The organism is Larsenimonas rhizosphaerae (assembly GCF_023700005.1).
Classification (GTDB): Bacteria; Pseudomonadota; Gammaproteobacteria; order Pseudomonadales; family Halomonadaceae; genus Larsenimonas; species Larsenimonas rhizosphaerae.
The window spans coordinates 1,025,529-1,046,486 of sequence record NZ_JAMLJK010000001.1 but is presented as its reverse complement, the minus strand read 5'-3'; the positions used below and the strand labels follow the sequence as shown (position 1 = coordinate 1,046,486).

The following is a 20,958-nucleotide window of genomic DNA, read 5'->3' as shown; positions in this document are numbered from 1 at the left end:
TCTGCTCAAGTGTGCGCCAGTTCAACGTCGGCCCCACGCCGGGCCTTCCAGCGCTCCATTTCGCGCGCAATACGTCTGGAAACGGGATCGCTGATCATGCCCGGATGATCACACGGCAGGGAAAGGTTCACCAGTTCACCCGTGACGTAGGGCTGCCAGCCCCGGCGGTCAAGCCAGGCTTCATCCCGAGGTGCTGCCGCAGTGAAAAACAATACATCTCCCTCGAAGACATGGTGGGTGGAGTCACGCACCAGCCGGCTATTGTTGATTACCACATCCACCATGGCATCCAGTACCCGCGCCGACAGACTGCCCAGGGCATGCCCTTCCTGGCGCAGCATGGCAATTACCTCATTACGCCCGACCCCGGCTTCCGGCAAAGGCATGCCAGCAATGCGCAGTAGCGCGGTCAGGGCATCCTGCTCACCGGGGGGAGCAAGGTGGCGCCACTGATCGCCTGGATAGGCATCCAGCATGGCCAGCATATGCACGTCCTCCCCATCGGCCTGCAACTGACAGGCCAGAGTATGTGCCAGCATGCCGCCAACCGACCATCCAGCCAGGTAATAGGGCCCTTCGGGCTGATGGTATTTCAATTCGGCCATATAATCCCGGGCCATGCTTTCCATCGTGGCGGGCAGTACTTCCGAGGCATCGGCAAGACCACGCGCCTGAAGGGCATGTATCGGCCCGAACGTCGTCAGTGACCTTGCCAGCGCGGTATAGCACCATCCCAGCCCGCCGGCAGGATGACATAGAAACAGCGGGGTACCGGTGGGCTTGTTACTGAGCGTCAGCACGACCGAGAGACCATCCTGCTCCGAGGCGGCCGACAGGGTACACAGCCCGGCCACCGTCGGTGCTTCAAACAGCGTGGCAATGGATATATCACGCCCCATGCGTTCTCGCATCAGGCCCGACAGGCTGACGGCCGTCAGGGAGTGCCCCCCAAGATCAAAGAAATTGTCATCAATGCCGACCTTCTCGCAATCCAGAACCTCCGCGAACAGCTCGCAAAGAAGCCTTTCCTCTTCAGTGCGAGGTGCCCGGTAATGCTCCGCCCCGGAAAACGTTGGCATGGGCAGTGCTCGACGGTCCAGCTTGCCATTATCCGTCAGCGGCAGCGCTGTCAGAATGCAGAAATGCTGAGGCACCATATAACTCGGCAACTCCAGCGCCAGGCTGCCTCGAAGTGACTGCAAGGCAAGGTCGGCGTGAGGTTCCGGCACGACATATCCTACCAGTACCGGATCACCATGACTGGTTACCACCGTCACCGCGGACTGCTGGACGCCCTCGACCCTGTTCAATGCCGCACTGATCTCATCAAGTTCGATACGCTGCCCGCGCAACTTGACCTGTCCGTCGAGCCGGCCGAGATATTCTATGGCACCTTCATCATTCCAGCGTGCCAGATCGCCTGTGGCATAGAGACGCCCTCCCTCGCCGCCCAGAGGATGCGTGATAAAACGGGCCAGCGTGAGATCCTCCCGGTACAGGTATCCGCGTGCCAGATTCATGCCGCCGATATAAAGCTCACCCGTCGCACCAATCGGTACCTGAGCACGCTGTTCATCAAGAACATGCAGTGTAGTGTTCCAGATGGGGCGGCCGATCGGCAGGCTGGCGCGCTGATCATCACGGTCACACTGCCAGCTGGAAACGTCGATGGCCGCTTCTGTTGGTCCATAAAGATTGTGAAGCTCAACCTGTGGCAGCGCCTCGTGCAGCTGCACCTGACTTGATGTCATCAGCGCCTCGCCACTACAGAAGACGCGACGCAATGTCGTGCAATCAGCGACCGGTGCCTGGTCAAGAAAAGCCTGCAGCATGGAAGGTACAAAGTGCAGGGTAGTAATTTTCCGGGACTGAATCGTCTCGGCCAGATACCAGGGGTCCTTGTGCCCTCCCGGACGTGCCATGACCAGCGTGGCACCGGCCAGCAAGGGCCAGAAGAATTCCCAGACCGACACATCAAATCCGGCAGGCGTCTTCTGAAGTACCCGGTCGGTAGCATCCAGCGGATAGGTGGCCTGCATCCACAGCAGCCGATTCACGATCGCCTGGTGCTCTATCATCACCCCCTTGGGCTTGCCGGTAGAGCCGGAGGTAAACAGCACATAGGAAAGCGCTGTTGGCTCTCGCACGGAGGCATCCGGATTGTCGAGCTGCATTCGGGTCAGCGTCTCCTGCCCCTCATCACTGTCGAGCATGATGACAGTAACGTCCGTATCCGGTAACAGACTCCGCTCGGATGTAACACTGATGATCAACGATGGCCGGGCCTGTTCGATCATATAGGCAAGGCGCGCCACCGGGTAATCACTTGATAATGGCATGAACGCCGCCCCCAGCTTCTGGGTCGCCAGCAGCGCTACCTCAAGGTATATCGAGCGAGGTACCGCGATACCGACAATATCACCGGGCTGCACCCCGGATGCCGTCAGCCAGTGTGCCAGCTGATTGGCCTGCTCATTGAGCATTCGATAATCACATGCCCCGGCATCATCCACCAGCGCAATACTTTCCGGCGTGAGTCGTGCCTGACGCTCGAATAACGTGGCCAGATCCGTCGTCTCGACAGGGTGTTCGGTCGTATTCCAGCGCGAAAGCTCGGCACGCTCCTCGGAAAGCAACAGTGGCAGCGTGAATAACGGCGTCTCCGGGTGGCAACAGAAGGTATCAACCCAGGCCAGAAGTCGCTTCAGATGGCGCCTCAGGGTAACCGTGGTATAGCGATTCGGGTTGGCTTCAACGGCCAGTTTGGCCTGCCCGGCTATTCCATCCCAGTGCAGATAAAAGGAAATATCGTGCTCAGGTCCCGCGACGAGATGATCAATACTGGCGTCGCAGTCCGGCCAATCGGGAGATGAAAATGGCATGACATTGACCTGAGGGCCAAACAGGGAGCGCGCGCCCGGTCGGCGCTCAAGGTCTCGCTGCAGGGCTTCATGGCGGTATCGCTGATGGCGACGCAGCCCGGACAGCTCACCACGGGCACGCTCTGCCCACTGGGTTGGTGTATGCTCGGGGCCGAGAGGCAGCCGCAGCGGCAGCACATTGACCTGGGTGGTGGGCACTCGAAGTGAAGCCCCCTGCATTCGGCCCATCATGGGAAACCCGAGCGTAATGTCCCGCAAGCGGGTAAAGCGACTGACATATGCCCCGACGGCAGCCACGAAGGCCTCTGCCGGATGCAGCCTGCGTTCGTGCGACCACCGGGTCAGTACGTCGATCACGGCACTATCCAGCCGGATTTCACGCCGAAGGGAGCGCGCAGCGGCCATGGCGGTGCTATCGGTCAGGCTGACGGGGTCAGGATCATCGCTGAATCGTTCAGTCCAGTATGCCCGGTCTACCGTGAACGCAGTACTGTCCTGATAGACCATCTCCTCATCTACCATGGAAGTCACTGGCGCAAACCATGCCTCCGGGGAAGGCTGGCCGGACAATGCTGCACAATACAACTCGCAGGCACGACGCTGCAGCAAGCTATACGCATAGGCATCGGCCGCCAGATGATGGATGGCCATGAACCAGTCCACACGTTCCGCCGAGACTTCAAGCAGCGCGAAGCGATACAACACGCCAGTAGTCGGATCAATGCCCCGCGCCAGTACCGCATCCTTCCAGCGTTGGGCCGCTGCTGCCGGATCAATCTCCTGTTGTAAATCCACCCTCTCGACACAGGGGACATGATCAGGTACCCACGACTGACGAAGCCCTTCCCGGGTCAGTTCAACGCGCGCTGTCAATGAGGGAGCCTCGCTGATCATCCGACAGATGCTGTCCCTCAATCGTGCCACGTCCACATGACCGGTCAGGCGTACACATTGGGCGGTCGTATATGTCGTGAGCGACCCGCTCATTTGTTGAGCGTACCAGATGCCGGCCTGGGCACTACTCAAGGGACAGGAAAACGACGAGGACATCACACGACTCCATTCGATAATCATCAGAAAACAAAATGATAATCGTTATCATGTGCAATACAAGTACCGAGTGATATTCAGACCAAAAAAAAGCGCTGCCAATGCAGCGCCCTGTGTATTTTCATCATTCTCGATTAAACGTTGCCGGGTCGATGGCGACCCCGAGCGAACGCCGCTCGATCCAGCGTCCGGCCTTGGTCTCCTTGTAACGGAAGACAACGTAATCTCCTTCCTTGACCGCAAGCTCGGTATCCTCCACCTGATGGCTGTAGGTTTCACCGTTGACCGTCAGGGTGTAACGGTAAAGGTCGGGCATGCCGAGCCATTCCTTGAAGGGGCCCTCACGCTCCAGGTGCTCAAGCGTACCTCGGGCCTCAGGTTTGGGTTGGCGCGGACCGCGCCCTCTAAAACCAGCCATGTTGTCTCCTCATCTGTGCCAGGCCGCGCATTATATCAGCCCGGCGGATTGTCTAAAGGCAGAGGTGCCAGCCTATTCCGCAAAGTCACCATAACTGCCGGGGGCCAGATCCTCGAACCGGGTATACTTGCCTATAAAGGCCATATGCACCGTCCCGATCGGGCCATTACGCTGCTTGCCGATAATCAGCTCGGCAAGCCCCTTGTTGTCCGGATTGTCCTTGTTGTAAACCTCATCACGGTAGACAAAGGCAATGACATCGGCATCCTGCTCGATCGCGCCGGACTCACGCAGATCCGACATGACCGGCCGCTTGTTGGGGCGCTGCTCCAGAGAGCGGTTAAGCTGTGACAGTGCCACCACAGGGCACTGAAACTCCTTGGCCAGCCCCTTGAGCGAGCGGGAAATTTCAGAAATTTCGGCCGTCCGGTTTTCAGACAACCCTGGCACCTGCATCAACTGCAGGTAATCGATCATGATCAGACCGATGCCGTCGGCTTCACGGGCCAGCCGCCTCACCCTGGCCCGCATCTCGTTGGGTGACAGCGCAGGCGTGTCATCAACATACAACTGCTTGTCCTTCAGCAGATTGACCGCCGAAGTCAGCCTGGGCCAGTCTTCGTCTTCAAGCTGTCCAGTCCGCACGCGGGTCTGATCGATACGACCCAGCGATGACACCATGCGCAGCATCAGCTGATCCGCCGGCATTTCCATGGAGAAGACAGCGACGGCCTTGTCACCGCTGACAACCGCATGCTCGACCAGGTTCATGGCAAAGGTGGTTTTACCCATGGAAGGCCGCCCGGCCACGATCACCAGATCCGAGGGCTGCAGACCGGAGGTCATCTCGTCCAGATCGCGAAACCCGGTTGAAATGCCCGTCATCGTCCCCTTGAGGCTGAACAGCTCATCTATCCGGTCCACCGCACGGGTCAGCAGCTGGCTCATGCCGATCGGCCCACCGAACTTGGGCCGGGATTCGGCGATCTGGAACACCAGCCGCTCGGCTTCATTCACCAGTTCATCGGCGGTCTTGCCCTGCGGATTGAACGCTCCTTCTGCGATCTGGTTGGCAGATTGAATCAGCTTGCGAAGCGTTGCACGCTCGCGAACGATATCGGCATAGGCTCTGATATTGCTGGCCGACGGCGTATTACGTGCCAGCTCGGCCAGATAGGACAGGCCACCTACCTTGCTCAGCTGATCATGGGATTCAAGCGATTCGGACAGGGTGATTGCGTCCAGAGGCCGACTTTCCTCGGCCAGTCGCGTCATTGCATTGAAGATAAAGCGATGCTCGAAACGATAGAAGTCATCGGCAATCAGCAATTCGGAAACCGTATCCCAGGCACTGTTATCCAGCATTAACCCGCCCAGTACGGACTGTTCGGCTTCAAGCGAATTGGGGGGCACCTTGATGCCGGAGGTTTCCTGATCAGTCATTGCGGTATCGTTCATGGCCATTGTCTATCACGGAAGGAAAAACCAGAGGGCAGCATATCAAATGCGGAGCGCCCCGCGGGGACGCCCGCCTGCCGGACATAAAAAAAGGCACGGCGTAAACGCCGTGCCCCTTTCATGCTGCAGGCTGCTTATTCAGCAACCACAACCACACGAATGCTGGCAGTGACTTCAGAGTGAAGCTGAAGATCAATGTCATATTCGCCAGTCTGACGCAGCGGACCTTCAGGCATGCGAACTTCGCTCTTGGCGACGTCGATACCGGATTGAACCAGTGCTTCAGCTAGGTCACGCGGGCCGATTGAACCGAACAGCTTGCCTTCTTCGCCAGCCTTGGCGACCAGGGACAGTTCGATTTCAGACAGCTGTTCGGCACGTGCTTCAGCGGTGGACTGACGCTCGGACGCTTCGCGCTCGAGTTCGGCACGACGCGCTTCGAACATGGTGACGTTATCGCTGGTTGCCGGTACGGCCAGGCCATAAGGAACCAGGTAGTTGCGGCCATAGCCGGCTTTGACGGTGACCTTGTCACCCAGTCCGCCGAGCTTGCCCAGCTTGTCGAGCAGAATAACTTCCATCTCGTAGACCTCTTTAATGTTGACTGCGGGCCAGGCGGCTTCTGATATTAAGCACACTATCGGCCAGGGCCAGCAGTATCACAATCACAATAGCGGGCCAGGCGGTCAGTAACAGGGCATAAAACCCCACCAGCCATAGCCCACTCATCCCTTTCAATCCAATGATGCCGTGCATGAGGGCAATACCGGCAATCAGCAGCGGAATCCATGTCACCAGCACCAGCGCCGGAAAGCCGATCAAAAAGCCGACCACGCTGACAGCCAGCAATAGCCCGAGCTGTGCAGGGCTCAGTCTGAACCCGTGGAATTCCTCACGAAGCCCGCCCGGGTTGTAAAGCCCGGCCTGCCAGCCACGGGCCAGCGCAAGACAGGCAATGGAGGCAAGCATCACGACCATGCCGATGACTGACCCCATGACCATGCCCGACAGCTGCTCGACAGAGACACCCTGACGAGCATAATGATCCAGCATGTTGCCAAGCTCGGCCGAGTTATGGCGAAGCTCGGTCATGATCGCTGCAGCGTTGGGAGGAACAAAGACCCCCAGTTTGATCAGCACCCCGGTAACGACACTGGCACTGATCAGGGTATCTCCCCAGGCCGAACGCGAGCGCAGGATCACCGCCATCAGGGTAGTCAGAAGCAGGGTCGACAGCGGAACCGCGTCCCCCTGCGTCCACCACCAGCCCAGCGGCAGCGCAGCGCCGATCAATACCGGCAATGCCGCTACCAGCCCTCGACGCAGGGTCACCAGTGCGCAAATGGCCGCACCAAGCCAGAACAACCAAGGCATCAGCCCGGCTGCAAAGGCTACGAGTGTCGCGTTAAGCGGCCCCCGCATGACCCAGCGTGCAAATGAAACCATTGGAAACGAAACTTACAGGTGACGATCGGTGTACGGCAACAGCGCCAGATAACGAGAGCGCTTGATCGCAGTAGCCAGCTGACGCTGATAACGCGCACGCGTACCAGTGATGCGGCTCGGAACGATCTTGCCTGTTTCGGTGATGTAGGACTTCAGTGTGTCGAGGTCTTTATAATCAATGTACTTTATGCCTTCGGCAGTAAAGCGGCAGAACTTGCGGCGACGGAAAAAACGTGCCATGTCATGAATCTCCAGAGGTGATGAATCGATCAGTTGGCGGCGGTTTCAGTCTTTTCTTCGGACTGATCGGCGTCGGCGTCGGAATCGGAGTCAGCGTTGTCACGCGGACGGTCGTCACGACGACGTGCACCCTTGTCGTCAGCAGACTTCATCATCGGGGACGCTTCAGTCACGGCTTCCTTGCAGCGAACGACCATGTTGCGGATGATCGCATCGTTGAAACGGAAGATATTCTCGATCTCGGCAAGCGTCTCATTGGTGCACTCGATGTTCATCAGAACATAGTGCGCCTTGTGGATCTTGTTGATCGGATAGGCCAGGTGCCGACGGCCCCAGTCCTCGAGGCGATGCACGGTGCCACCATTTTCGGTCACGAGGCTGGTGTAGCGCTCGATCATGGCGGGGACCTGCTCGCTCTGATCCGGATGGACCATAAACACGATTTCGTAATGACGCATGATGTCTCCTTTCGGTTTGACAGCTTTTTGGCGGCCCTTCGTGTGGCCGTGAAAAGCAAGGAGTTAACGGAAGGCCTGCAAAAAAGAGGGACTCTGGCTTTGCAAAGCCGGACAAGTGTAAAGACACTGCCCGGCGCTTGCAAGTCAGGAAACGGAGATGCCCTGCTGGCGCACGGCTTCAAACAGGCAGATGCCGGTCGCCACCGAGACATTCAGACTGGAGACGCTGCCCAGCATCGGCAGCTTGACCAGGTGGTCGCAGGCCTCTCTGGTCAACCGGCGCATGCCGCGCCCTTCCGAGCCCATGACCAATGCCACCTGCGCATTGAAGTCCGCATCAAAGATGCTCTTATCGGCATCACCGGAAGTACCGATGATCCAGACGCCCAGTGATTTCATTTTAGCCAGGGTTCTGGAAAGGTTGACCACCTGATAGACCGGCATGACCTCAGCGGCGCCGCAGGCCACCTTGCGCACCACGCCGTTCAGTGGTGCCGACTTGTCGCGCGGCAGAATAACACCACGTACACCGGCAGCATCGGCACTTCGCAGACAGGCGCCCAGGTTATGGGGATCGGTAACGCCATCAAGTACCAGCCAGAGCCCCTGGTTACCGGCCTGCTCTACTTCCCAGTAAAGACGGGATTCGCCCTCGGAGGCCAGTGGCGGACAAAAGGCCACTACGCCCTGATGAGAAGCCCCGCCGGCCAACCGGTCCAGCTCCTGACGCGGCTGAAACTCGATCGGCACACCCCGCTCCTGGAGCGTGTCAACCAGACCGGCAAGGCGACGCTCTGCCTCACCTTCCTGCAGCCATACCTTTTCAGGAAGCTGGTTTGCCAGAAGTGCCTGAACGGCATGAAGTCCGAACACAGGGTCCAGCCCTTCAGGCTGGTGCCCGGTGCTGCGGGATGGTTTCTTGCCCTTATAGGGTTTGGATGGCTTCTGCTTCACGACCGGGGAGCATCCTTTTTACTGCGCTTTCGCTCGGAGGCAACAGAAGAAGCACCGGCTTCACTCTTGCCACTCTGTTGTTTCTTGCGACGCTCACGCTCCTTCTTGCCGGGGCGGGACTTTCGCTTCTTGCCGGTATCGGCCTTCTTGTCAGCAGCAGACACCGGTGCCTCCGCAACAGCCTCTCTGGACTTCTTGCGGCTACGGCGCCTGGAGGTCGGCTCGGCCACGGCCAGCTCGAAATCCAGCTTGCGCTCATCAAGGTCCACACGCGCCACACGCACAACCACGCCATCACCCAGACGATACGTCAGGCCACTGCGCTCGCCCTTCAATTGATAACGGGCTTCTTCGTAGTTGTAGTAGTCGGAAGGCAGTGACGAAATATGCACAAGCCCTTCAACAAAGTGCTCATCCAGTCGAACAAACAGACCAAACTGGGTCACGGAGGCGATAGTGCCATTGAAGACATCTCCCACCTTGTCTGACATGAACTCGCACTTGAGCCAGTCCTGTACGTCACGAGTTGCCTCATCTGCGCGGCGCTCGGTCATGGAGCAGTGCTCACCCAGTTCGACCATCTGCTCGAAATCGTACGGACACCAGGTTTCCAGCGGCTGAACAGGCGTCCCTTCAACCCGCTCGACGTGACTGCTTTCCTGGCCACTGCGAATCACACCGCGAATCCCGCGGTGTACCAGCAGATCCGGATAGCGACGAATCGGTGAGGTGAAGTGAGCATAGGCCTTGTAGGCCAGACCAAAGTGCCCTTCGTTGTGCGGGGTGTAGGTGGCCTGATTCATGGTACGTAACATGATGGTCTGGATGATGTCTTCATCCGGACGATCCTGTATCAGTTGCCGTAACTGCTGAAAATCGCCGGGCGTCGGTTTTTCGCCGCCTTCAAGCGTGAGACCAAGCTCGCCCAGGAAGGTACGGAATGTCTGCAGACGCTCGGTTTTCGGACTGCTGTGAACGCGGTAAAGAGCAGACAGCTTGTGCTTGTCAAGGAACCGGGCCGTTGCCACGTTGGCGGCCAGCATGCACTCCTCGATCAGCTTGTGCGCCTCGTTACGCTCGCGCGGCACGATGCGGTCAATCTTGCGGTCATCATTGAAAACGATCTGGGTTTCCGTCGTTTCAAAATCGATGGCGCCTCGCTGACTGCGGGCCTCACGGAGCGTTTTATAAAGCTCATGCAGTTGTTCAAGCGGCTTGACCAGCGATGCATGAGTCTTGCGAAGGGCCTTCCCGTCCTCGCTGTCCGGCGCCTCCAGCATCGCGCTGACCTGGGTATAGGTCAGACGGGCATGGGAGCGCATTACGCCCTCGTAGAACTTGTAGCGGCTGATCTCACCCTGTTTCGAGATATTCATCTCACAGACCATGCACAACCGGTCGACATTCGGGTTGAGCGAGCATAGCCCATTGGACAGCACTTCCGGCAGCATCGGGATGACCTGTCCCGGGAAATACACGGAGTTGCCACGCTGATAGGCTTCCTGATCCAGCGCCGACCCGACAGGGACATAGTGGGAGACGTCAGCAATGGCGACGACCAGTTTCAGTCCGCCGGATTTGGTCTTCCAGGCATAGACCGCATCATCAAAATCCTTGGCATCTTCGCCGTCGATGGTGACAAGAGGCCAGTCACGCAGATCGACACGATTGGCCTTGTCACTGTCGAGTACCTGATCGGTCAGGCCGGCAATCTGCTCATGCACTTCCGGCGGGAAGACAGCCGGAAGGTCATGCTCGCGAATGGAGATATCGATCTCAAGCCCCGGGTCCATACGTTCGCCCATGACCTCGATCACCTCGCCTTCGGGCTTGACCCGTACGGCAGGATGTTGGGTCAGGCGAACCTCGACAATCTGGCCATCCCTTGCGCCGTTTTCGGCACCGGCCGGGATGATGATGTCCTGACTGATACGGGAGTTTTCCGGCACCAGCACGCCCAGGTCTGCCCCACGCACACGATAGACACCTACCAGCGTCTGGGTATTGTGAGTCAATACGGCCATGATGGTGGCTTCGGCACGCCCGCGACGATCGCGACCGCTGATGCGAGCACGAACCAGGTCGCCATGGAATACACGCTGCATCTGGCGCGGTGGGATGACCAGATCCGGTTTTTCACCGTCATCACGAACCAGAAAGCCAATACCGTCCCGATGACCGATGATGCGGCCCTCAACGATTTCTTCCGGCGGAATGGCCGTGAAGGAATTGTCACGCTGCTTCTTGAGCTGACCATCCCTGTCCATTGCAATCAGACGGCGGCGCACGGCTTCACGCTGATCTTCATCGTCCAGCCCCAGCATATCGCTCATGCTGTCGGCCGAGATGGGTTTTTCATGCTGCGTCACGCGCTGCAAAAGGTATTCCCGGCTGGGAACCGGTTTATCATAATTTTGTGCTTCGCGTTCTGCGTGCGGATCGTCGGATAACGTCCAGTGTGTCATTAATGGTTTCCTTGTTGGAAAGATAAAACGGAGCAGAGAACGCGGCGAAAAGAGGATGTGATATTTGACATACCGCCAGTATAGCCGCCCTGAACAGCCGACCCAAGCACCATTTATATTCAAGAGACCAAAAGGGGCTTGCGTGATGCAAAAAAATCCGTATGATACGCCGCAATTGCCCGGATGGCGGAATTGGTAGACGCGCTAGCTTCAGGTGCTAGTGACCGCATGGTCGTGGAGGTTCAAGTCCTCTTCCGGGCACCATCTTTATATTGCATTGCATGTAAAGAGACATCACGGAATTCATTTTTGATGCGTTCGAAAATGCGCAAGGCCCGGGTGGCGGAATTGGTAGACGCGCTAGCTTCAGGTGCTAGTGACCGCATGGTCGTGGAGGTTCAAGTCCTCTCCCGGGCACCATTTGCAAGAATTCTGGATAGTAAGCAAGGCTCGTGTAGAGCAGATAGCTGGAAAGGCCCGGATGGCGGAATTGGTAGACGCGCTAGCTTCAGGTGCTAGTGACCGCATGGTCGTGGAGGTTCAAGTCCTCTTCCGGGCACCATTTAAAGACTCCCCCCCCCAGAATTTCTTCTGAACAATCTTTTCTGACTTTTCTGAATCAACAGTCTCACTGTAATCCCTGTTTTCAAAGCAGTATTCCTGCCCCAGCAGACACCTCTTTACAAACCAACGTAATCTTATCTGTATCATGCCTCCACGAGCACGCCGCACAGATCCGGTACTCGGCCACTGCACAGCGCACATGCCGGGATGATCAATAACGAGAAGGCGTTCTCGCGACACTATCCAGGTGCCAGGGCCCAGGATTGACACTCCCTTCCAGCGGCACTTCGATGGCGTCCGGCAAATCACTGAAGAAGTCCAGACCGGTACGACGCTCCACTTCATCAATCGATACAACAAAGCGGTCCAGAGGCTCATTTCCCTTGACAGTCTGAGGCAGAATAAAGGCCAGCGCCTTTGGTGGATTACCTACCGAGCCCGGCACAATCAAAATCTTGTAAAATGCATCGGGCACCTCGATCAGCGACGCCATTCGTGTAATACGACTGTCGAAAATCGGGCCGGTCGTGACCCATACCGTGCCAAACCGGCGTACAAAATGATCGATCACCACCTCTTCCAGTCGTTGCCACGCCTTGCGATTAAGATCAGGGCGCTGAGGCGATACATTCGTCATCAAAAAGGTATCCAGCTGGGCCTGGCGCCCATGCACCACTGACATCGCATAGTTCGGTGCCATATGCCCCCGGTCATACCCGGAACGGGTATAGTCGTCGCTATCGATTGGCCATAGTGATCGCCAGTCACTGCGAAACCCCCTTGGACGCGGGTCGCTGTCAGGATTTTTAACCCTGTGCAGCCGATAAGTCACCCACAATGGATTGCCTCGCAGGTCTGACCAGCCCACCAGATAGCCATGATTGGTCAATGGCCGATTAAGCGTATGCCAGTCGTACCACACCTGAGCGTGCGGCATGCCTTCCCAGCTCAAGGCATCCCAACGATCACGCGCCTGAAAGAACCATAACCCTCCCAGCACCAGCGCAAAGACAATCCCAATACCACCCATCCGAAACAACTGCATGATTAGTCTGGCCACACCCACTACCTCACCGTGAAATCACCGCGGATTCTAGGGAGTCGGCGCACAAATGCCAACGCGCAAATGCACTCCTGGTGCACGCAGACTGTATGCCAATAAAAAAAGGCAGCCCATGCTGCCCTGAAAAAGCTGCGTCATGATCAGGACGACCCGGCCTCTTCTGCCAGCGGCCACTGATAACGGTGCACCACCTCATCGTCCTCCATGGAATCAAGCTTGACGGTAAAGCCCCACAGCTGATGAAGATAGCGAAGCACCGGGTACACCGAATGATCCAGTGGGCGACGCTTGTGCACCTGATGACGAAGGGTCAGCGACCGATCCCCACGCACATCCGCCTGCCAGACCTGAATATTCGGCTCACGCTGGCTTAATGAGTACTGGGCAGACAGTGCCTCTCTTACCCGGCGATAGCCGCGATCATCATGAATGGCCGCCACCTCGATCATTTCGTCCTGATCATCATCCAGAATGGCAAACAGCTTCAGCTCACGAATGACCCTGGGGGACAGAAACTGCTGTACAAAGGACTCGTCCTTGAAATTGGCCATGGCAAAATGAAAGGTATCCAGCCAGTCACTGCCGGCCATTTCCGGAAACCAGTAGCGATCCTCATCGGTCGGCGCTTCACAGATCCGCTTGATGTCGGTAAACATTGCAAACCCCAGCGCATAGGGATTGATGCCGTTGTAATAAGGACTGTCAAATGCCGGCTGCGCCACCACCGAAGTATGGGACTGAAGAAACTCGAGGATGATGCCCTCGCCGATCAGACCATCATCGTAGAGCCGATTCATGATGGTGTAGTGCCAAAAGGTTGCCCAGCCTTCATTCATGACCTGAGTCTGGCGCTGCGGATAGAAGTACTGTGCCATCTTGCGCACGATACGCACCACCTCACGCTGCCAGGGGGCCAGCAGCGGCGCATTCTTCTCGATGAAGTACAGCAGGTTTTCCTGAGGCTCCGATGGAAACTGAAACTCTCCCTCAGGTGACAGCGAACCGCCCTCACCCACTGGACAATGGCTCTCTCCGTGCGCCGAATGAGGGATGGTGGTCCACAGCGCATTAACCTGCGCCTGAAGATAGGTTTCCCGCTCTTCCTGACGCTTGATTTCATCTCCGGCAGAGATGGGCGATGGCCGCTTGTACCGGTCCACACCATGGTTCTGCAGGGCATGACAGGCATCCAGCAGTTGCTCTACGGCGTCCACACCATACTTTTCCTCGCACTGACTGACGTAGCGCCTGGCAAAGACCAGGTAATCCACGATGGCCGTGGCATCGGTCCAGGTACGAAACAGGTAATTGCCCTTGAAAAAGGAATTGTGCCCATAACAGGCATGCGCCATGACCAGAATCTGCATCATGAGCGTATTTTCTTCCATCAGGTAGGCAATGCAGGGATTGGAATTGATGACCAGCTCATATGCCAGCCCCATCCGCCCCCGGCGATAGGCCTGCTCCACGGACAGAAACTGTTTGCCGAAGGACCAGTGGTGATACCCCACCGGCATACCGACGCTGGCATAGGCGTCCATCATTTGCTCAGAGGTAATGACCTCGATCTGATTGGGGTAGGTATCCAGGCGGTATTCCGCGGCAATGCGGGCGATGGCCTGCTCAAAATGGTTCAGCGTGTCAAAGGTCCAGTCGGACCCCATTCCCTCAACATCCCGACGATCGGCAGTGGACTCGACCATGGCTCCTCCCTAGACCGCTTCGCGATGACGAAACAGCTCTCTGAAAACGGAATAGATATCTCCGGCCTCGACGATCTGCTCCATCGCAAATCGGCCAGGAAAGGCGTCTTCAACCTTTTTATATTCGTCCCATAGCGCCTGATGGGCATGCGGAGTGATCTCTACATAGGCAAAGTACTGAAGTCGCTGCATCAGTCTGTCAGTCAGCAGCTGACGACAGGTGGTCGAATCATCATCCCAGTTATCACCATCACTGGCCTGTGCCACATAAAGGTTCCACTGGCCTGGCGGATAACGTGCCTCGATCACTTCATCCAGCAGATTGAGGGCACTGGACACAATCGTGCCGCCGGTCTCGCGCGAGTAGAAGAACTCCTGCTCATCGACCTCCTTCGCCGCCGTGTGGTGACGGATGAACACCAGCTCGATCCGCTCATAGTTTCGCTCCAGAAACAGATACAACAGCAGAAAAAATCGCTTGGCAATGTCCTTGTGCGCCTGCGTCATCGACCCGGAGACATCCATGACACAAAACATGACCGCCTTGTTGGACGGCATCGGCTGGTTGGCCATGTTGTTGTAACGCAGGTCGTAGGTGTCGATATAAGGCACCCCGGCGATACGCTTTTCCAGTCGCTGAATCTCCTCCTCAAGCTCGGCGATGCGCGCCGGATTCCTGAGCACCGGATCCTTCTCGCGCTCCAGCTCCAGTAACGCTTCTGCTTCCTTCAAGGCACGCTTGAGCGGGGCACGCATGGCAATACGTCGTGCATAGGCCTCGCGCATGGACCGCACCACGTTCATGCGCGCCGGAATACCGTCTCGCGAGATACCCGCCCGCACGGGGCGCACTTCATCAATATCCACCAGCTGCTTGCGCTCCAGATGAGGCAACTCCAGCCCATCGAAGACAAAATCGAGAAATTCCTCCTGCGTCAGGGTAAAGGCAAATTCGTCGACGCCGTCTCCCTGATTGGAGGCCGCCCCCTCACCACTGCCATCACCACCGCTACCACCCCCGCTCGGACGCCGAATCCGGTCCCCCTCGGTGAACTCGCGATTTCCCGGACTTACAACCGTATTCTCTCCACCGCGACCGTGGCGAAATACCGGCTCGGAAATATCCCGGTCCGGAATGGTGATCTTTTCGCCGCGCTTCATATCGGTAATCGAGCGCTGATTGACGGAGTCCTCTACCGCACGCTTGATATGCTTGCGATAGCGTTGAAGAAACCGCTGTCGGTTGATTGCACTCTTGTGACGCCCATTGGCACGGCGGTCGATAAAATAACTCATGGCCACTCCCTGACAGCCAGCTCATGGCTGCTGATAGTGCTGCCACTGCGAAGTGGCAGCAGTCAGGAACATCGGATCGCATCTCCGGATTACTGGGATTTACGCACCCGCAGATACCACTCGGACAACAGCCGTACCTGCTTCTCGGTATAACCTCGCGCCTGCATGCGATTCACGAAATCCTCATGCTTTCTGGCATCGGAAGACGATGCCTTGGCATTGAAGGAAATCACCGGCAACAGTTCCTCGGTATTGGCAAACATCTTGTGCTCGATGACCCCCTTGAGCTTTTCATATGACTGCCAGCTTGGGTTGTGGCCATTGTGCTGCGCCCGCGCACGCAGCACGAAATTGACCACTTCATGACGAAAATCCTTGGGATTGGAAATACCGGCCGGCTTCTCGATCTTCTCGAGCTCATCATTCAATGACTGGCGGTCAAACAGCTCCCCGGTTTCAGGATCACGATACTCCTGATCCTGAATCCAGAAATCGGCATAGGTGACATACCGATCAAAGATGTTCTGCCCATATTCACTGTAGGATTCCAGATAGGCAGTCTGGATTTCCTTGCCGATGAACTCGACATATCTCGGAGCCAGAAACTCCTTGATAAAGCGCAGATAACGATCATGAACGTCTCTGGGCAACTGCTCCTGCTCGATGCTCTGCTCCAGTACATACAACAGATGTACTGGATTGGCCGCCACTTCAGTGCTGTCAAAGTTGAAAACACGCGACAGAATCTTGAAGGCAAACCGGGTGGATAGACCGCTCATGCCCTCATCCACGCCAGCATTGTCCCGATACTCCTGAATCGACTTGGCCCTCGGGTCGGTATCCTTGAGATTTTCGCCATCATAGATGCGCATCTTGGAGTAGATACTGGAGTTTTCAGGCTCCTTCAAACGAGACAACACCGAAAACTGAGCCAGCATGCGAAGCGTATCCGGCGCACAGGGAGATTCATCCAGTGAAGAATGCTCCAGCAGTTTCTCGTAGATTTTCATTTCCTCGGATACGCGCAGAGAGTACGGCACCTTGACGATATACACCCGATCGAGAAATGCCTCGTTGTTGCGATTGTTTCTGAACTGCTGCCACTCGGATTCATTCGAGTGTGCCAGCAACACCCCATCAAAGGGGATGGCCCCCATCCCTTCGGTCGGGTTGTAATTGCCTTCCTGTGTGGCCGTCAGCAAGGGATGGAGCACCTTGAGGGGCGCCTTGAACATCTCGACAAATTCCATCAGCCCCTGATTGGCCTTGCACAATCCGCCAGAAAAACTGTAGGCATCCGGATCATCCTGGGAGTACATCTCGAGCTTGCGAATATCCACCTTGCCGACCAGCGCCGAGATATCCTGATTATTGTCATCCCCCGGCTCGGTTTTCGAAACGGCCACCTGATTCAGGCGAGACGGATAAAGCTTGACGACCCGGAACTTCGAAATATCCCCGCCATATTCCTTGAGCCTTTTCGCAGCCCAGGGTGACATGACCGAACGCATATAACGCTTTGGAATGCCGTACTCCTTCTCGAGCACCTCGCCGTCCTCCTCCGCCGAAAATAGCCCCAGCGGAGACTCATACACCGGCGAGTCCTTGACGGCATAAAAGGGAATCTGCTCGATCAGGGCCTTCAGACGCTCGGCCAGCGATGATTTGCCACCGCCCACCGGCCCCAGCAGGTAAAGCACCTGCTTGCGCTCCTCAAGCCCCTGAGCGGCATGGCGGAAATAGGACACCATCTGCTCGATGGCATCCTCCATGCCATAGAACTCCTCGAAGGCGGGATAGCGCCGAATGATCTTGTTGGAGAAGATTCGCGATAGCGCGGGATCCTTGGCAGTGTCGATCGTTCGAGGCTCACCGATGGCCTCAAGCATACGCTCGGAGGCCGATGCGTAGGCTTTCGGATCAGTACGGCACAACTCGAGATATTCCTGAAGACTCATCTCTTCCTGACGAGTCCGCTGATAACGGTGCTGGACATGATCGAAGATACTCATGGGGAGCCTCCTGGGGCGATGCCGGAAACGTGGCTTGCACTGGGAAAATGAATGGTCGAACTGACCATTGCGCCAGGTAATTGTTTTTATGAGCGTAGACTCAACTTAACGCCAAACCGGCGCACGGGAAGATGAAAAAGATTCAGCTTCCATGTGTCCCATAAAAAAAGCCCCGGCACACAAGGCCGGGGCGTTTGGATCAAGGGCGCGTCATACCCGTGTTTTCAAGGCGTTACGAATATCATCAATCAATCGATCCACAAGAGCTGCGGAAGTATTCCAGGAACAGACGAAACGAACACCGCCTTTTCCAATGAAGGTGTAAAAACTCCAGCCCTGCTCCCTGAGCCGCCCCTGCACCTCGTCAGGCAGCTCAATAAAGACCGCATTCGCCTGCACGGGGAACATCAGATCGACGCCGGAGAGCCCTTTCACCCCCTCGGCCAGTCGAGTCGCCATGGCATTGGCGTGGGCGGCATTGGAAAGCCATACATCATTTTCAAGCAGACCAAGCCAGGGGGCCGAGATGTAGCGCATCTTGGACGCCAGCTGACCTGCCTGCTTGCAGCGATAAGCAAAATCCTCGGAAAGTCGATGATCGAAAAACAGGATCGCCTCTCCCAGGGCCAGGCCATTCTTGGTGCCGGAAAAACACAGTACGTCCACACCGGACTGCCAGGTCAACTCTGCCGGAGTCACGCCAAGGGACGCACAGGCATTGGCAAAACGCGCGCCATCCATATGAATGCGAAGATCGAATTCTCGAGCCACTTCCCGTATTGCCCGGAGCTCATTCAGCGAATAGACCGTTCCTACTTCGGTGGATTGCGTCAGGGAAATGACACGCGGGCGCGGGTAGTGAATATCGTTGCGTCGCGTCACAACTTCACGGATCCCCTCGGGCGTCAACTTGCCGTTGATGCCTGGCACGCTCAACAGCTTGGAGCCATTGGAAAAGAATTCGGGACCACCACACTCATCGGTTTCGATGTGGGCCAGCTCATGACAGATTACACTGTGATATGACTGACACAGGGCCGCCAGAGACAGGGAATTGGCCGCTGTTCCGTTGAATGCAAAAAACACATCGCAATCCGTATCGAACAGGGTTCGAAACTGGTCTGCGGCACGATGAGTCCACTCATCATTGCCATAGGCCAGATCATCCTGCTCGTTGGCCTTCAGGAACCAGGCGAGCGCTTCAGGACAAATTCCCGAAGTATTATCACTGGCAAGAAAACGCGGCTCGGGCATCTTTTGAATGCTCTCTACCGACCGGGTGACAGACGTCGACATGGTATGTCCTTCGCAGTAAGAGGGATGCAACAATGGCCCTTGTGTCAGACCAATTGCCTTATCACATCGCATTCACGGGAAAGACTCAAGCACCATGATCAGCCAGCACATTCTCACGATGCCGGAAGGCACGCTTCACCTGACCTGGCATCATGCAAGGCACGTTCAGGCGCGTGGCGCCCTGCTGATGTGGCCTGACATGCGTAGTCTTGGCCACCTCTTCGAGGAAGTGGACCAGGGCGCTCCCGGACTCGCTCCCTGGCTGGCCGAACAGGGATTTGACGTTGCCGTCATGGATCAGCGTGGTCAGGGGCACAGCACGCCTCACTCATCACGGCGCAATACCCTGACCCTCAGCCGCATCATTACCGAGGATATTCCGGCGGCCCTGGAGGGCTGGTCAAGGCTGAGCTCTCGCAAGAAGACACATGTGCTCGCACATGGCTGGGGGGGCGTGCTGACAGCCTCCTGCATGGCACGCTTTCCCGAACTGCGAAAATGCGTCCTGAGTCAGATATTTCTGGGCAGCCGCCGCACAATCACCACCGACACCACTGAAAGCCGTCACATGCTGACCCGGCAATGGGGTCCCAGTGCCCGGTTCAGACGGATGTTAAAAGGCTACATGCCCGCCGGATACCCCAACTCGATCGATGAAGCGTTGCCTGCTCTCCAGCACCAACAGCATTACGCATGGATACGCCGCACCGACTGGCTGGATGATGATGGCTTTGACTATCGACGCGCTCTGATCAGAGGCGGAATGCCGCCCACCCTGCACGTCGCGGGGGAGGCAGAAAAGGCCAATGGCCACCCAGCAGATGTTGCCGGCTTTCGCGATGAGTGCGGACCACATCAGGGAGAATTTGCCATGCTGGGCCCCGGAAGCGGACTTGCCAGAGCCTATACAACCCGGGAAATGCTATTGCATCCAGATGCCCATCACGAGGTCTACCCGCGGATATTGCAGTGGCTTGATGAGGTATAAGTGAATACGCGTACAGTTGGAGCATCATCAGCCCGAGGGGCGCGACAGGGCCTTACATGACCACGGGGCAAATATAATGGATATCTTCGGCCAGAACAGCCGATAAGCAACAGGGATGATGAATATAAAGAATAAGTACGGGAGGGAGGTCATTCAAACTCGAAGTGGCGGACCGGACGGGACTCGAACCCGCGACCTCCGGCGTGACAGGCCGGCATTCTAACCAACTGAACTACCGGTCCGCATTCGAAAATGCTCTGAAGTGGTGGGTGGTACTGGGCTCGAACCAGTGACCCCCAGCTTGTAAGGCTGGTGCTCTTCCAACTGAGCTAACCACCCCGCTTCAGTTACTACAGTCACTGTTATGGCGGACCGGACGGGACTCGAACCCGCGACCTCCGGCGTGACAGGCCGGCATTCTAACCAACTGAACTACCGGTCCGCAACAGCGTCTTGCAATTCAATTTCAAGTGGCGGACCGGACGGGACTCGAACCCGCGACCTCCGGCGTGACAGGCCGGCATTCTAACCAACTGAACTACCGGTCCGCATTGAAATCTCATGACCTTCAAAAACATTGGTGGGTGGTACTGGGCTCGAACCAGTGACCCCCAGCTTGTAAGGCTGGTGCTCTTCCAACTGAGCTAACCACCCGCGGGTCATGT

At 56.9% G+C, this 20,958-nt stretch carries 15 protein-coding genes and 8 tRNA genes; 4 read left to right on the top strand and 19 right to left on the bottom strand.

Going from position 1 to position 20,958, the window contains the following annotated elements:
- Positions 1-5: 5 nt before the first annotated feature.
- From NAT21_RS04700 to rnr, 9 genes are all read right to left on the bottom strand, one after another.
- On the bottom strand, positions 6-3,932 hold the full coding sequence (locus NAT21_RS04700) for an amino acid adenylation domain-containing protein (protein WP_250936091.1): 3,927 nt from the start codon (positions 3,930-3,932) through the stop codon (positions 6-8).
- Between the two features lie 124 nt (positions 3,933-4,056).
- A complete protein-coding gene (locus NAT21_RS04695; RefSeq protein ID WP_250936089.1) occupies positions 4,057-4,350 on the bottom strand; it encodes a hypothetical protein in 294 nt (97 codons plus the stop codon).
- Positions 4,351-4,422: 72 nt separating this feature from the next.
- Positions 4,423-5,808 (bottom strand): replicative DNA helicase, encoded by a 1,386-nt coding sequence (dnaB, locus tag NAT21_RS04690; RefSeq protein WP_250936087.1) that lies wholly within the window; start codon positions 5,806-5,808, stop codon positions 4,423-4,425.
- 134 nt (positions 5,809-5,942) lie between these two features.
- Positions 5,943-6,389, bottom strand: coding sequence for a 50S ribosomal protein L9 (rplI, locus tag NAT21_RS04685; RefSeq protein WP_250936085.1), 447 nt, complete (start codon positions 6,387-6,389; stop codon positions 5,943-5,945).
- A gap of 13 nt (positions 6,390-6,402) precedes the next feature.
- Positions 6,403-7,254: a hypothetical protein gene (locus NAT21_RS04680; protein WP_250936083.1), complete on the bottom strand. Its 852-nt coding sequence runs from the start codon at positions 7,252-7,254 to the stop codon at positions 6,403-6,405.
- 12 nt (positions 7,255-7,266) lie between these two features.
- Positions 7,267-7,494: a 30S ribosomal protein S18 gene (gene rpsR, locus NAT21_RS04675; protein WP_250936082.1), complete on the bottom strand. Its 228-nt coding sequence runs from the start codon at positions 7,492-7,494 to the stop codon at positions 7,267-7,269.
- A gap of 29 nt (positions 7,495-7,523) precedes the next feature.
- Positions 7,524-7,952 (bottom strand): 30S ribosomal protein S6, encoded by a 429-nt coding sequence (rpsF, locus tag NAT21_RS04670; RefSeq protein WP_250936081.1) that lies wholly within the window; start codon positions 7,950-7,952, stop codon positions 7,524-7,526.
- A gap of 144 nt (positions 7,953-8,096) precedes the next feature.
- Positions 8,097-8,906 carry a 23S rRNA (guanosine(2251)-2'-O)-methyltransferase RlmB gene (gene rlmB, locus NAT21_RS04665; protein WP_434084388.1) on the bottom strand — a complete coding sequence of 270 codons (810 nt, stop codon included), beginning with the start codon at positions 8,904-8,906 and terminating at the stop codon, positions 8,097-8,099.
- On the bottom strand, positions 8,903-11,371 hold the full coding sequence (gene rnr / locus NAT21_RS04660; protein ID WP_250936080.1) for a ribonuclease R: 2,469 nt from the start codon (positions 11,369-11,371) through the stop codon (positions 8,903-8,905). The genes rlmB and rnr overlap by 4 nt, the downstream gene beginning before the upstream one ends.
- Before the next feature lie 177 nt (positions 11,372-11,548).
- Between rnr and NAT21_RS04655 the strand changes: the two genes are divergently transcribed.
- The 3 genes from NAT21_RS04655 (at position 11,549) to NAT21_RS04645 (ending at position 11,933) form a co-directional block, all read left to right on the top strand.
- Positions 11,549-11,635 (top strand) — tRNA-Leu (locus NAT21_RS04655).
- A gap of 69 nt (positions 11,636-11,704) precedes the next feature.
- Positions 11,705-11,791 (top strand) — tRNA-Leu (locus NAT21_RS04650).
- A gap of 55 nt (positions 11,792-11,846) precedes the next feature.
- Positions 11,847-11,933, top strand: a tRNA-Leu gene (locus NAT21_RS04645).
- Positions 11,934-12,146: 213 nt separating this feature from the next.
- Here NAT21_RS04645 and NAT21_RS04640 read toward each other — a convergent pair.
- From NAT21_RS04640 to NAT21_RS04620, 5 genes are all read right to left on the bottom strand, one after another.
- Positions 12,147-12,980: a DNA/RNA non-specific endonuclease gene (locus NAT21_RS04640; RefSeq protein ID WP_250936079.1), complete on the bottom strand. Its 834-nt coding sequence runs from the start codon at positions 12,978-12,980 to the stop codon at positions 12,147-12,149.
- 158 nt (positions 12,981-13,138) lie between these two features.
- Positions 13,139-14,701, bottom strand: a complete 1,563-nt coding sequence (locus tag NAT21_RS04635) for a SpoVR family protein (RefSeq protein WP_434084387.1) — start codon at positions 14,699-14,701, stop codon at positions 13,139-13,141.
- Between the two features lie 9 nt (positions 14,702-14,710).
- Positions 14,711-15,997, bottom strand: coding sequence for a YeaH/YhbH family protein (locus NAT21_RS04630; protein ID WP_250936078.1), 1,287 nt, complete (start codon positions 15,995-15,997; stop codon positions 14,711-14,713).
- A gap of 89 nt (positions 15,998-16,086) precedes the next feature.
- Positions 16,087-18,009 (bottom strand): PrkA family serine protein kinase, encoded by a 1,923-nt coding sequence (locus NAT21_RS04625; protein ID WP_250936077.1) that lies wholly within the window; start codon positions 18,007-18,009, stop codon positions 16,087-16,089.
- A 210-nt stretch (positions 18,010-18,219) separates the two neighbouring features.
- Positions 18,220-19,305, bottom strand: a complete 1,086-nt coding sequence (locus tag NAT21_RS04620; RefSeq protein WP_250936075.1) for a threonine aldolase family protein — start codon at positions 19,303-19,305, stop codon at positions 18,220-18,222.
- A 94-nt stretch (positions 19,306-19,399) separates the two neighbouring features.
- On the opposite strand from NAT21_RS04620, the gene NAT21_RS04615 reads away from it, so the two are divergent.
- A complete protein-coding gene (locus NAT21_RS04615) occupies positions 19,400-20,293 on the top strand; it encodes an alpha/beta fold hydrolase (protein WP_250936073.1) in 894 nt (297 codons plus the stop codon).
- Positions 20,294-20,458: 165 nt separating this feature from the next.
- On the opposite strand, the gene NAT21_RS04610 is transcribed toward NAT21_RS04615, so the two are convergent.
- From NAT21_RS04610 to NAT21_RS04590, 5 genes are all read right to left on the bottom strand, one after another.
- Positions 20,459-20,535 (bottom strand) — tRNA-Asp (locus NAT21_RS04610).
- A gap of 21 nt (positions 20,536-20,556) precedes the next feature.
- A tRNA-Val gene (locus NAT21_RS04605) sits at positions 20,557-20,632 on the bottom strand.
- A gap of 26 nt (positions 20,633-20,658) precedes the next feature.
- Positions 20,659-20,735: transfer RNA gene (locus NAT21_RS04600), tRNA-Asp, on the bottom strand.
- Between the two features lie 29 nt (positions 20,736-20,764).
- Positions 20,765-20,841, bottom strand: a tRNA-Asp gene (locus NAT21_RS04595).
- Between the two features lie 30 nt (positions 20,842-20,871).
- Positions 20,872-20,947, bottom strand: a tRNA-Val gene (locus NAT21_RS04590).
- Positions 20,948-20,958 lie beyond the last annotated feature (11 nt).